This is a genomic window from Stenotrophomonas sp. PS02298 (assembly GCF_029959445.1).
GTDB lineage: Bacteria > Pseudomonadota > Gammaproteobacteria > Xanthomonadales > Xanthomonadaceae > Stenotrophomonas.
On record NZ_JASCOR010000157.1, the window covers coordinates 1 to 10,070 of the forward strand.

14 protein-coding genes are annotated in these 10,070 nt (G+C 64.4%); 3 read left to right on the forward strand and 11 right to left on the reverse strand.

Annotation, left to right across the window (positions count from 1 at the left end):
• Both QMX78_RS17540 and rlmE read right to left on the reverse strand, forming a co-directional pair.
• Positions 1-299: ATP-dependent metallopeptidase FtsH/Yme1/Tma family protein (locus QMX78_RS17540; RefSeq protein WP_282271927.1), on the reverse strand; the 299-nt coding region annotated here is incomplete at its 3' end.
• A gap of 58 nt (positions 300-357) precedes the next feature.
• Positions 358-990, reverse strand: a complete 633-nt coding sequence (rlmE, locus tag QMX78_RS17545; protein ID WP_282271929.1) for a 23S rRNA (uridine(2552)-2'-O)-methyltransferase RlmE — start codon at positions 988-990, stop codon at positions 358-360.
• Between the two features lie 64 nt (positions 991-1,054).
• Between rlmE and yhbY the strand changes: the two genes are divergently transcribed.
• Both yhbY and QMX78_RS17555 read left to right on the forward strand, forming a co-directional pair.
• Positions 1,055-1,360, forward strand: a complete 306-nt coding sequence (gene yhbY, locus QMX78_RS17550) for a ribosome assembly RNA-binding protein YhbY (RefSeq protein ID WP_282271931.1) — start codon at positions 1,055-1,057, stop codon at positions 1,358-1,360.
• A 16-nt stretch (positions 1,361-1,376) separates the two neighbouring features.
• Positions 1,377-1,757, forward strand: coding sequence for an Mth938-like domain-containing protein (locus QMX78_RS17555; RefSeq protein ID WP_282271933.1), 381 nt, complete (start codon positions 1,377-1,379; stop codon positions 1,755-1,757).
• A 306-nt stretch (positions 1,758-2,063) separates the two neighbouring features.
• On the opposite strand, the gene QMX78_RS17560 is transcribed toward QMX78_RS17555, so the two are convergent.
• From QMX78_RS17560 to surE, 4 genes are read right to left on the reverse strand one after another with little or no spacing between them, the layout of a single operon-like run.
• Complete coding sequence (locus QMX78_RS17560; RefSeq protein WP_282271934.1) at positions 2,064-2,843, reverse strand: peptidoglycan DD-metalloendopeptidase family protein; 780 nt, start codon at positions 2,841-2,843, stop codon at positions 2,064-2,066.
• Positions 2,840-3,454 (reverse strand): YqaA family protein, encoded by a 615-nt coding sequence (locus QMX78_RS17565; RefSeq protein ID WP_282271935.1) that lies wholly within the window; start codon positions 3,452-3,454, stop codon positions 2,840-2,842. Before QMX78_RS17565 ends, QMX78_RS17560 begins: the two co-directional genes overlap by 4 nt.
• A gap of 19 nt (positions 3,455-3,473) precedes the next feature.
• On the reverse strand, positions 3,474-4,151 hold the full coding sequence (locus tag QMX78_RS17570) for a protein-L-isoaspartate(D-aspartate) O-methyltransferase (RefSeq protein ID WP_282271936.1): 678 nt from the start codon (positions 4,149-4,151) through the stop codon (positions 3,474-3,476).
• On the reverse strand, positions 4,148-4,927 hold the full coding sequence (gene surE, locus QMX78_RS17575; RefSeq protein WP_282271937.1) for a 5'/3'-nucleotidase SurE: 780 nt from the start codon (positions 4,925-4,927) through the stop codon (positions 4,148-4,150). The genes QMX78_RS17570 and surE overlap by 4 nt, the downstream gene beginning before the upstream one ends.
• A gap of 181 nt (positions 4,928-5,108) precedes the next feature.
• Here surE and QMX78_RS17580 point away from each other — a divergent pair, with 181 nt between their 5' ends.
• Positions 5,109-5,648: a Smr/MutS family protein gene (locus QMX78_RS17580; RefSeq protein ID WP_282271939.1), complete on the forward strand. Its 540-nt coding sequence runs from the start codon at positions 5,109-5,111 to the stop codon at positions 5,646-5,648.
• 173 nt (positions 5,649-5,821) lie between these two features.
• Here the strand turns inward: QMX78_RS17580 and truD are convergent, their stop codons facing one another.
• Genes truD through eno form a run of 5 tightly spaced genes read right to left on the reverse strand, consistent with a single transcriptional unit; the run spans position 5,822 to position 9,832 of the window.
• Positions 5,822-6,913, reverse strand: a complete 1,092-nt coding sequence (truD, locus tag QMX78_RS17585) for a tRNA pseudouridine(13) synthase TruD (protein ID WP_282271941.1) — start codon at positions 6,911-6,913, stop codon at positions 5,822-5,824.
• A complete protein-coding gene (gene ispF / locus QMX78_RS17590; RefSeq protein ID WP_282271943.1) occupies positions 6,910-7,410 on the reverse strand; it encodes a 2-C-methyl-D-erythritol 2,4-cyclodiphosphate synthase in 501 nt (166 codons plus the stop codon). Before ispF ends, truD begins: the two co-directional genes overlap by 4 nt.
• Positions 7,411-7,455: 45 nt before the next feature.
• The gene (gene ispD / locus QMX78_RS17595) at positions 7,456-8,151 is read right to left on the reverse strand and encodes a 2-C-methyl-D-erythritol 4-phosphate cytidylyltransferase (RefSeq protein WP_282271949.1); all 696 of its coding nucleotides are present in this window, start codon (positions 8,149-8,151) and stop codon (positions 7,456-7,458) included.
• The gene (gene ftsB, locus QMX78_RS17600) at positions 8,151-8,534 is read right to left on the reverse strand and encodes a cell division protein FtsB (RefSeq protein WP_282271946.1); all 384 of its coding nucleotides are present in this window, start codon (positions 8,532-8,534) and stop codon (positions 8,151-8,153) included. Before ftsB ends, ispD begins: the two co-directional genes overlap by 1 nt.
• Positions 8,535-8,539: 5 nt before the next feature.
• A complete protein-coding gene (eno, locus tag QMX78_RS17605) occupies positions 8,540-9,832 on the reverse strand; it encodes a phosphopyruvate hydratase (RefSeq protein ID WP_282271948.1) in 1,293 nt (430 codons plus the stop codon).
• Between the last annotated feature and the right edge of the window lie 238 nt (positions 9,833-10,070).

Consider the following 10,070-nt stretch of genomic DNA (forward strand, 5'->3'; position numbering starts at 1 on the left):
GCAACTTCAACGTTCTTGGAATACAGCTGGTCCAGCAGCTTCGGGTCGGCCGGGGCGTACAACGCACCGTCGGAACCATCAGCGCGCTTGAAGCGCAGGTGGTTGGTGGTCAGCGTGGTCTTGTCGGTGTACTCGACCGACTTGATCCTGCCCGCATCCACTTCCTGCAGGAACTGCGTGTAATTGCGTGCATCGCCAGCGGCGGCTGCCCCACTGCGTGGCGCAAAGCTCTGGAACACCACCATCAGCACGACGGCGACAACCACCCATAAAAGGAGGTTCTTGGTCAGGTCGTTCATCCTCATCGGCTCCGGTGTCCCTCTAGATACTAATTACTGAAAAGTCGTATGGCTGAGCTTACTTTATCTGGGTGCGCTTGCCCTGCCCGAGGGCATAAACCTCAGGTGAACGCTTGCGCGAGGCATCCGGCTTGCGAATGGCGACCTTTTCATAACGACGGCGCAGTTCACGCACGTAGTCATCAAAGCCGACGCCCTGGAACAACTTGATCAGGAACGCCCCACCCGGCTTGAGATGGTTATCGGCAAAATCCATCGCCAACTCCGCCAGGTGCATCATCCGCGGCTGGTCAACCGCATCCATACCACTCTTATTGGGGGCCATATCCGACAGCACAAGGTCTACCGGCTGGTCGCCAACCATGGCTTCGAACTGCGATAGGACCGTTTCTTCCCTGAAGTCCCCGTGAAGGAACTCCACGCCCGCCAAAGGCGGCATCTCCAGGATATCCAGCGCCAAGACACGGCCGGTGTCGCCCATCTGCCTGCGCACCTGTTGCGACCAACCACCCGGCGCGGCGCCCAGATCGACCACCACCATATGCGGCTTCAGCAGGCGGTCACGCTCCAGCAGCTCCTCCAGTTTGTAGGCCGCGCGCGAGCGCATGCCCTCCTTCTGGGCCTTTTTCACAAAAGGATCGGAGAAGTGTTCTTTCAGCCAGCGCTGGCTACTTTTGCTACGGGAGGGCATTGGCAATGGGGCTCACAGGGGTGGTCATGATACCCTGAACCCCCTTGATTACCTGTAGTCCTGCATGTCCATCGTCCTGACCTCGGCCCAGAACCGATTCCTGCGCGGCATCGCGCACGACCTGAAAGCACTGCTGCAGATCGGTGGCAAAGGGGTCACCCCGGCCTTTTTGGCCGAACTGGACGAGGTGCTGGAGCGCCACGAGCTGGTCAAGGTGAAGGTTGCCGCCGAAGACCGCGAAGCCCGTGACACCCTGATCGGCGAGCTGATCCAGGCCAGCGGCGCCGCCCTGGTACAGCGCATCGGCCACGTCGCCGTGCTGTATCGCCCGGCCAAGGAAAAGCGCCAGATCGTGCTGCCGCGCGGCTGATCGCCGAGGAACACCCATGCAGTTCAGCCGCGAGCTTCCCGATTACATCTATTCCCTGCGCTCGGCCGATGGCCGCCATGCGCAGGTGAACGACCGCGCACTGAGCCACAGCTTCATCCTTGCGCCGAACAGCTTGATTGAAGACTGGCCGGTTGCATCGGTGGCCGAGTTGCGCGCCGAAGATCTGGATGTCGCGTTGGAGCTGAATCCGGCGCTGGTGATCCTTGGCACCGGCGACAAGCAGATTTTCCCGCCAGCGGCGATCATGGCCGCCTGCCTGACCCGTGGCATCGGCATCGAGGTGATGAACAACGCCTCGGCCGCACGCACGTACAACGTGCTGGCCGGCGAAAACCGCCGCGTGGTGATGGCCATCATCCTGGAAAGCACCCCGTAGCGCGCAGCCACGCTGCGTCGGGGCATTTTTGTGGGAGCGGCGTAAGCCGCGAAGCTGACGACTGATCAGCTCGCAGACATGCGTGCAATCCCGACGACACCTGATTTTCGGCCCCTGCTGGCTAGGCCGAATGCCTCCCTGCAGTGCCGAGCCATGCTCGGCAGGGGCCTTACAGGCAATGCATCAGATGGTTCATCAGCTTCGCGGCTTAGGCCGCTCCCACAAGATCACTGCGCACTGACGAATCTTTGGGAAAGCCACTGCCGAGCATGGCTCGGCACTACGGCTGGCTCCGGCAGCTGACGATTATTTCTTCGGCAGATAAACCAGCGGGTCGACCGGCTTGCCGTTGTAGCGGATCTCGAAGTGCAGCATGTCGCGTGAGGTGCCGGTACGGCCCATCTCGGCGACCTGGTCGCCGGCCTTCACGTTCTGCCCTTCGTTGACCAGACGCTTGCGGTTGTGGCCGTAGGCCGACAGCCACTGGTCGTTGTGCTTGATGATGATCAGCTCGCCATAACCAACCAGGCCAGCGCCGGAATACACCACCACGCCAGGACCCGCGGCACGAACCGCCTGACCGCTGCTGCCAGCGATATCCACGCCCTGCTTGGTGGCCTCACCAGCCACAAAACGGCCGACCAGAGCACCCTCAGCAGGCCAGCGCCAGCCGATGCCGCTATTGACTGGCGTGGGTGTAACCACCGTTGGCTGCGTTACCGGACGGGTAGTGGTGGTCGTTGAACCACCAGCAGCCGGTGGCCGGCTGGCCGTCGCCCCGCCCGGATAAAGCCGCAGCGCCTGTCCCGGATAGATCGTGTACGGCTCGGACAAGCCATTCCAGGCAGCCAGATCACGCGGGGTGATGTTGTTGATCCGGGCAATGCCGAACAAGGTATCGCCACGACGCACGGTGGCCGTCTGTCCCGGCTTGGGGACAGAGGTGCGCGGCGTGGTCGAGGCGGATGAACCCGAACTGCCACCCGAGGGCTTCACCACCGTGGCAGTTCCGCACGCCGCCAACGAGACCACCGCCAGAACGGCCAGCGCCCTGCCCAAGCTCTTGCCCACCATCAATGCATTCATGCGAATTTAGCCCTCCAGACCAGCCACGCCACCAGGCCCACCACCAATGCGGTGGCAATCCAGCCCAATGGCTCAATCCAGCGCCGCAACCGCTCAGCCGCCTGTGCGCCGCCGAAGCGGATCACCGCCGCCAACAAATAAACCCGCTTGCCGCGCCCAACCAGCATGCTCAACACATACTGCGGCATCGGCACGCCGACGATACCCGAGGCCCAAGTGAAGACCTTCATCGGGATGGGCATGAAGCCACCCAGCACCAGGAAGGTGAACACCGCCCATGGCGACTCCGCCATCTTGGCTTGCAGGGTAGCGATACCGCTTTCAATCGCCGGCAGCATACCCATCGCCTCGAACAGCGGCTTGATCACCTCGAAGGCGTAATGGCCCAGCGCATAACCCACCATCGCGCCGGCCATGGAACCAATCAGGCTCAGGGTCGCAAAGCGCCAACCCTTGCGCGGCTGTGCCACGCACATCGGCATCAGCATCACTTCCGGCATCACCGGGAAGATGATGGCCTCGATGAAACTGAGCACGGTCAAATAAGTGGGCGCACGCTCATTGGCAGCCCAGACCATGGCGCGGTCGTATAACGGCCCGAAAATCTTCATCCAGAGAGTATTCCTGTTCTCAGTCCAGCATGCCCGGCAACAACGGCACGAAGCTCACCGGCGCCAGCTCTTCCTGGACAATGGTGCCATCGGCCTGCCGGGTCAGTTGCAACAGCACCTGTCCGCCCGGCCCGCCAACCGGTGCCACCAAGCGGCCGCCGACGGCCAACTGGTCGATCAAGGCATCCACCAGCGCCGGCGCAGCAGCTGTCACCACGATGGCATCGTACGGGCCGTGCTCTGGCCAGCCGATACGGCCGTCGTCATGCTTGGTGCGGATGTTCATGCCCAGATGCCGGAAGCGCTTGCGCGCCTGCCGCAGCAGGTCGCCGATGCGTTCGACGGTGAACACCTCAAGGCCCAGCGCGCCAAGGATGGCGGCCTGGTAACCCGAGCCGGTACCGACTTCCAGCACCTTCTTCGGTGCGACAGCCAGCACCACCTCGGTCATCCGCGCCACGACCCAGGGTTGGGAGATGGTCTGGCCATGGCCGATCGGCAGAGCGGTGTCCTCGTAGGCACGTGAGGCCAGCGCCTCATCGATGAACAGGTGCCGCGGCACCACGCGCACAGCGTTGAGCGTGGCCTCGTCGGCAATACCCACTTCGCGCAGACGATCGACCAGACGGTCGCGCACCCGCTGCGAGGTCATGCCGATACCCACGGCCTCCGGCTGCAGGCGCAGGCGCGGCGTCATTCAGGCTTCCCCAGGGTTTCGGTCAGTCCACCCACCCAGCTGGCGACCTTTTCCAGCGCCGAATAGCGGGTCAGGTCGACCTGGATCGGGGTGATCGAAATATGCCCGGTACGCACGGCGTGGAAGTCGGTGCCGGGACCTGCGTCCTGTTCACTGCCGGCCGGGCCGATCCAGTACACGGTATTGCCGCGTGGATCGGTCGCCGGAACACAGGCTTCGGCGCGATGACGATTGCCAAGCCGGGTGACCTCGAAGCCTCGGATCTGCTCCCATGGCAGGTCCGGCACATTGACGTTGAGGATGGTGTCGGCCGGCAATGGATCAGCGATCAGCCGCGACACGATCTCCACCGCAGCGCGTGCGGCAGTAACGAAGTTCTTGGCTTCGTGCTTGTGGGTGACCAGCGATACCGCAACCGAGGGCAGGCCGAGGTGGCGCCCTTCCATCGCAGCCGACACCGTGCCCGAATAGATCACGTCATCGCCGAGGTTGGCGGCATTGTTGATGCCTGACACCACGATATCCGGCTCGAATTCGAGCATGCCGGTCAGCGCCAGATGCACGCAGTCGGTAGGCGTACCCGCCACCGCGCAGGTGTAGTGGTCAATGCGGCGCAGACGCACCGGTTGATCCAGCGTGAGTGAGTTGGATGCACCGGAGCGATCACGGTCCGGTGCCACCACGGTGACTTCGTGTCCGGCGTTGCGAAGCTCCTCGGCCAACATCTTGATGCCGGGGGCGTCCACACCATCGTCATTTGATACAAGTACGCGCATTAAAGGCCTGGGTTACTGGATCAACACGCGACGCTCCCACTCAGCGCCGCAATCGCCGGAACCTCCGGTTAGTACATCACCGTGACGGACCGACCTGAGCGACCATGATACCGGAATGCACCGCGGCACTTTCCACCCACCCGGGGCTTGCCTGCGATCGTGCGCACGTTACGCTGTAGGAATGTCGTACCCAGATGAAGAAGATGACGCCGCCCTGTTCCGCTCGGCCATTGGCGAAGTGACGCCGATGCGCCCGGTGGAGGCACCGGCTACCGGCAAGCCACGGCCCAAGCCGCGCGCGCGCATGGCAGAACAGGATGAATCCCAGGCCCTGGGCGAATTTGCGCGCCTGCTACGTTCCAGCAAGCCGCTGGAAGCCGGCGACAACGCCAGCTACCGGCGCGACAACCTGCCACCTCAGATGTTCCAGCGGCTCAAGCGTGGCCAGTATTCAGTGCAGGACGAACTGGACCTGCACGGTGCCACCGCCGCCCAGGCCGAGAACCTGCTGCGCCAGTTCCTGCTGGAGGCACGCGCACATGAACACGGCTGCGTGCGCATCATCCACGGCAAAGGCCTGCAGTCAGATGGCGGCGCGCCGGTGCTGAAGAACCTGGTCGACCGCATGCTGCGCCAGCGCAATGACGTGCTGGCATTCCATTCCGCGCCGCCCACCCAGGGCGGCACCGGTGCGGTTCTGGTGTTGCTGGCCAATCGCTGAGCGATCCGCTCGGCCAGTCGATTCGCATGGACGGCGCGGCACCGCAGTCTCTGTAGCCCGGGTAAGCGCAGCGCACCCGGGGCTGTTCGCGACGCATGACGCATATTGAAGTACCACTGGATCCTGTTTCCCGCGTGCGCTGCGCTTACCCGGGCTACGACCTTGCCAACCACTCAGCCGGCGGCGCTTTCCTCGCTCGATGCTTCGGCTTCAGCTGCCGGAGCGCCCGCGATCTCATTGCGACTGGCGTCGGTCACTTCACCCAGTTCATGCAGCACTGCGGTGGCGTAGCAGCCCGGTGGCAACGCGAACGACACCTCCAGCACGTCATCGGCCAACCACTGGTGCTGCATCAACATGGGCTTGAGGCGCAACGAACGGCGCTCCTGCTTGAGCCCGGCCTGCTCCAACCCGGTACGCAGCGCCAAGGCCTGCTCATCACTCAGGGCCTGATCTTCCAATGCCCGCGCGGCATCGGTCGCGCGCAGCTCACCAACGCCCCACAACGGCGCGCTGGGGTGGATATCGAAACGCGCCAGGCGCTCCGCCAGCACCTCGCTCATCGGCTCCGGGCCAAACACCGAACGGCTGCCGTCCAGCATCCACACCTCGCCATCCAGCGCGGTGTCCCAGTTGCCCTGCTCCACGCGTGCGGCCAGCACGCGGTTGAACAATGCAGAGCGCGCGGCGGACAGCAGCATCGAACGCTGGTCCTTGCGCACCCGACGGCCAGCAAACATCTGCAGCGCCGCCGGCACATTGCCGCCATCGCGGCCAAAGCGCTGTTCGCCAAACCAGTTTGGCAGGCCGCGTGCAGCGACAATCTGCAGGCGCTCCTCGATGGCCGCCTTGTCACCTTGCACACCACGCAGCACCAGCTTGAAGCGGTTACCCGCCAATGCGCCACGCTGCAGCTTGCGGTTGTGCCAGGTCGACGCCAGCACATGCAGCTCGTCCGACTCCAGCAGCGCCAGATCCGGCGCCACGCGCTTGGGCAGGTGCACGCTGAAGCGCTGCGTGGTCACCGCATGGCGATCTTTCTGCCCGGCATAGCTGACACCCATTTCCGGCACGCCGGCCCACTGCGCCAACTGCTTGGCAATCGCCACGGTATTGGCGCCACGCTTGCGGATGTCGAGCAGCAGGTGCTCACCCTCACCCGTCGCCTCGAACGCAGGGATTTCATCGACCTGGAAATCCTCCGGCATGCTACGGATCGCCGCAGTCAGCACCGGTTCGCCAAAGGCCAGCGGCAGCGCGATCATGCGGCCACCAACAAGGCCACGGCCTGCGCGGCAATGCCTTCTTCGCGACCGGTGAAGCCCAGCTTTTCGCTGGTGGTGGCCTTGATGCTGACCCGATCCAGATCGATCTGCAGCAGCTGCGCCACCTTCTCGCGCATCGCCAACGCATGCGGGCCCACCTTGGGCCGCTCACAGATCACGGTGATGTCGACATTGCCGACCAGCCAGCCGCGCTCGCGCAGCAATTCATTGCAATGGGTGACAAAGCGACTGCTGTCCGCTCCCTTCCAGCGATCATCGGAGGGCGGGAAGTGCACGCCGATGTCACCCAGCGCCAGCGCACCGAGCATGGCATCGCACAGCGCATGCAGGGCGACATCGCCATCACTGTGCGCGAGCACGCCGCGACTGTGCGGCACGCGCACGCCGGCCAGCATGATGTGGTCGCCCTCACCAAAGGCATGCACGTCATAGCCTTGGCCGATACGGATGGGAGGGAAGGAAACAGAAGAGTTCATGGCAGTACTTCTTGGCAGAGCCGGCGCCAACGCGCCGGCAAGGGATCAGCTGCCGCGCCGCGACAGCTCGAATTCGAAACGGGCCAGATCGGCCGGTGTGGTGACCTTGAAATTGCTCTCGGCGCCTTCGACGAGCAACGGGCGCACGCCTTGGCGCTCCATCGCCATCGCCTCGTCGGTGACGTCGACACCTGCAGCCGCCGCATCGAGCAGCGCGCGGGTGAGTTGATGGCGGCGGAACAACTGCGGAGTCAGCGCGCGCCACAGGCGCTCACGCGGCTCCGTGCCGTCAATGCCACCATCATCGCCAGCACGCTTGAGCGTGTCGCGCACCGGCGCGGCGAGAATGCCACCGACTGGATCAGCACGCCCCACTTCCAGCAAACGGCTCAGATCGGTCGCCGCCAGATTTGGCCGCGCGGCGTCGTGGACCAGCACGAAGTCATCGGCACGCACGCTATCCGGCAGCGCCTGAAGGCCTGCCAATACCGACGCCGCGCGGGTCTCTCCTCCCACGCAGGTCAGCACCGGCTTGTCGGCAAACGAAGTCCAACCCGGCCAATCCGCATCGTTCTCGGCAATGGCTACCATCACCCCGGCCACGCCGGGATGGGCAAGCAGGGACTGCAGGGTGTGCGCGAGCAGCGGCTCACCGTCGGCCAACAGGTACTGCTTGGGCACCGGGCCGCCAAAACGCGCGCCGCGCCCAGCCGCGGGAACCACCGCCCAGGTCTGCAGGATCACGGGATGTTCTCCGATGGCGACTGCTGGTTGCCCTGCCCGGCCGACGGTTCCGTCGCCGCGGCAGGCGCAGGCACCACGGGCGCAGCCACCGGGGCGTCCTCGACGACCCGGTAGAACTTCTCACCCGGTTTGATCATGCCCAGTTCGCTGCGCGCACGCTCCTCGATGGCAGCCTCGCCATCCTTGAGGTCCTGGACTTCAGCCGCCAGGGAATCATTGCGCTGCTGCAGACCGTCGTTGTCACGCTTCTGGTTGGCCACCTGCGCCTCGAGCATCATCACTTCGCCCGAATTGCCCTGGCCAAACCAGAAGCGGTACTGCAGCAATCCCAGCAGTACCGCCAGCACCAGCACCAGCAGCAGCCAGCGCCAATTACGCATGACGATCAGCGCTTGAGCGAGACAAACGCATCACGGCCGGCATAACGCGCGCCGCTGCCGAGGGCTTCCTCGATGCGCAGCAGCTGGTTGTACTTGGCCACGCGATCGCTGCGGCACAGCGAGCCGGTCTTGATCTGGGTGGCGGTGGTGGCCACGGCGATGTCGGCGATGGTGGTGTCTTCGGTTTCGCCCGAACGGTGCGAGACAATCGCCGCATAACCGGCCTTGTCGGCCATGGCGATGGCTTCCAAGGTCTCGGTCAGGGTGCCGATCTGGTTGACCTTGATCAGGATGGCGTTGGCGGTGCCCGACTCGATGCCTTCGGCGAAGATCTTCGGGTTGGTGACGAACAGGTCGTCACCGACCAGCTGCACCTTGTTGCCGACGCGCTGGGTCAGCAGCTTCCAACCGGCCCAGTCGTTTTCGGCCAGGCCGTCCTCGATGCTGATGATCGGGTACTGCGCGCTCCAGTCGGCCAGGAAGTCGACGAACTGCTCGGAGGTCAGGCGCTTGTTCTCGCCGACCAGGTTGTACTTGCCGTTCTCGTAGAACTCGCTGGAGGCGACGTCCAGGCCGAGCAGGATGTCTTCGCCGGCGGTGTAACCGGCCTTGCCGATGGCTTCCAGAATGGTGTCCAGCGCCTCGACGTTGCTGCGGAAGTCCGGTGCGAAGCCGCCTTCATCGCCGACCGCCGTGCTCAGGCCGTGGCCCTTCAGCACCGACTTCAGCGCGTGGAAGATTTCGGTGCCGGCGCGCAGCGATTCGCTGAACGAGCTGAAGCCGACCGGCAACACCATGAATTCCTGGAAATCGACGTTGTTATCGGCGTGCGCGCCACCGTTGATGATGTTCATCATCGGCACCGGCAGCGACGGGGTGGCGCCGGTCTTGGCGGCCAGGTACTGCCACAGCGCCTGCTTCTTGGAAGCGGCGACCGCGTGGGCGGCGGCCATGGAAACACCGAGCAGGGCATTGGCGCCGAGGCGGCCCTTGTTCTCGGTACCGTCCAGATCGATCAGGCGGCGGTCCAGGCCTTCCTGGTCTTCGGCATTGAAGCCGGCCAGTGCGGTGGCGATCGCGCCATTGATGTTGCCCACGGCGTTGCGCACGCCCTTGCCCAGGTAACGGGTCTTGTCGCCATCGCGCAGCTCCACGGCCTCCTTGGTGCCGGTCGAAGCGCCGGACGGGACAGCGGCGCGGCCGAACGAGCCGTCGGCCAGGGTGACTTCGGCTTCCAGCGTGGGGTTGCCACGGCTGTCGAGGATTTCACGGGCGTGGATCTTGGCGATGTTGGTCATGTCTGGGGGCTAGGCTCGTTCAGGAGAGTCTGTTATCGACGGGAAACACAAATACCAGCCGGGAGTTTAAACGAAGCGCAGGCTGGCGCGGCCGTTGCTTTCGCCTGAAAGCGGCGCGGGCCATTGAAACGGACAAGGCCCGCGCTGGGCGGGCCTTGTTTGTGCGCTGCACCGGTAGTGCCGAGCCATGCTCGGCAGAGGCATTACCGGTGGAGCCCCTTGCCGAGCATGGCTCGGC

Bases quoted from the DNA above. Each gene is read 5' to 3' on its own strand.
- rlmE (WP_282271929.1), bottom strand. From the start codon at position 990: ATGCCCTCCCGTAGCAAAAGTAGCCAGCGCTGGCTGAAAGAACACTTC.
- yhbY (WP_282271931.1), top strand. From the start codon at position 1,055: ATGTCCATCGTCCTGACCTCGGCCCAGAACCGATTCCTGCGCGGCATC.
- QMX78_RS17555 (WP_282271933.1), top strand. From the start codon at position 1,377: ATGCAGTTCAGCCGCGAGCTTCCCGATTACATCTATTCCCTGCGCTCG.
- QMX78_RS17560 (WP_282271934.1), bottom strand. From the start codon at position 2,843: ATGAATGCATTGATGGTGGGCAAGAGCTTGGGCAGGGCGCTGGCCGTT.
- QMX78_RS17565 (WP_282271935.1), bottom strand. From the start codon at position 3,454: ATGAAGATTTTCGGGCCGTTATACGACCGCGCCATGGTCTGGGCTGCC.
- QMX78_RS17570 (WP_282271936.1), bottom strand. From the start codon at position 4,151: ATGACGCCGCGCCTGCGCCTGCAGCCGGAGGCCGTGGGTATCGGCATG.
- surE (WP_282271937.1), bottom strand. From the start codon at position 4,927: ATGCGCGTACTTGTATCAAATGACGATGGTGTGGACGCCCCCGGCATC.
- QMX78_RS17580 (WP_282271939.1), top strand. From the start codon at position 5,109: ATGTCGTACCCAGATGAAGAAGATGACGCCGCCCTGTTCCGCTCGGCC.
- truD (WP_282271941.1), bottom strand. From the start codon at position 6,913: ATGATCGCGCTGCCGCTGGCCTTTGGCGAACCGGTGCTGACTGCGGCG.
- ispF (WP_282271943.1), bottom strand. From the start codon at position 7,410: ATGAACTCTTCTGTTTCCTTCCCTCCCATCCGTATCGGCCAAGGCTAT.
- ftsB (WP_282271946.1), bottom strand. From the start codon at position 8,534: ATGCGTAATTGGCGCTGGCTGCTGCTGGTGCTGGTGCTGGCGGTACTG.
- eno (WP_282271948.1), bottom strand. From the start codon at position 9,832: ATGACCAACATCGCCAAGATCCACGCCCGTGAAATCCTCGACAGCCGT.